Genomic DNA, 899 nt, shown 5'->3' on the forward strand with positions numbered 1-899 from the left:
CACTTAGCCAAATCTTTTTATTTTGTTTTATCTTTTTTGTTGTAAAGCCAAATCAAAGGATTTGGCGGTCTTTATAAAACACACTAAACTTAGACTTAAGAACTAAATCCCGTATTAATTATAGCCAATGTTACCCTTCGTTATTTTATTTTGATAGTTGATAATTATTAACCAATACAGATGCAGAAATATGCAAGATTCTTTCAAGTTCTCTAATCATATCAACAGTAAGTTTCTTCTTTTTATTTAGTATTTCTGATACTCTACTTTTTCCTCCTATGATACCGACTAAATCTTTTTGTTTTAAATTCATTTCCTCCATTCTAATTTTTATCGCTTCGATAGGGTCGGGAGCATCAATTGGATAATACTGATTTTCGTAATTGTCAATTAACATTGATAATATTTCAGCTTCGTCTCCTTCTTTTGTGTTTATTTTAGCATCAAAAATTACTTCTAATCGATCTAATGCTTTTTCGTAATCTTGCTCAGATTTTATAGGTTTTATTTTCATAATCTTGTTTTTTAAATAGTGTTTGCGTCTATCTTGTCATATTCGGCATGTGTTCCCACAAACCTTATAAAGGCCCATTGTCTATCAAAGTTGAATTTTACAATTAATCTATATGAGTTCCCTTTAATATTGAAAACAACCCTACTGTCTTTTAGAACACTAGCATTTATATAAGTTTGTTTGATTTCGTTAGGCGATGTCCAATTTGAGTTTTTTGCAGTTTCAAACCATGTTTTTAAATATTGTTCTGAATCAGCATGTTTTTCCCAAAATTCTCTCAGAGTTCTCTTCGCTATTATTCTTTTCATACTTTAATTTCTATCGCAAAGATAATAAAAATGTTCTCAAATAGTGAACTTTGGTGTTTTTTTTAATGAAGGGTAAC

General features: G+C 29.3%; 2 protein-coding genes. Both read right to left on the reverse strand.

Annotated features, from left to right (window positions below):
- Positions 1–145: 145 nt before the first annotated feature.
- A complete protein-coding gene (locus F6U93_RS14415; RefSeq protein WP_150940930.1) occupies positions 146–514 on the reverse strand; it encodes a helix-turn-helix domain-containing protein in 369 nt (122 codons plus the stop codon).
- An 11-nt stretch (positions 515–525) separates the two neighbouring features.
- On the reverse strand, positions 526–822 hold the full coding sequence (locus F6U93_RS14420; RefSeq protein WP_150940931.1) for a type II toxin-antitoxin system HigB family toxin: 297 nt from the start codon (positions 820–822) through the stop codon (positions 526–528).
- Between the last annotated feature and the right edge of the window lie 77 nt (positions 823–899).

This window comes from Pseudotamlana haliotis, assembly GCF_008806375.1.
Lineage (GTDB): Bacteria > Bacteroidota > Bacteroidia > Flavobacteriales > Flavobacteriaceae > Pseudotamlana > Pseudotamlana haliotis.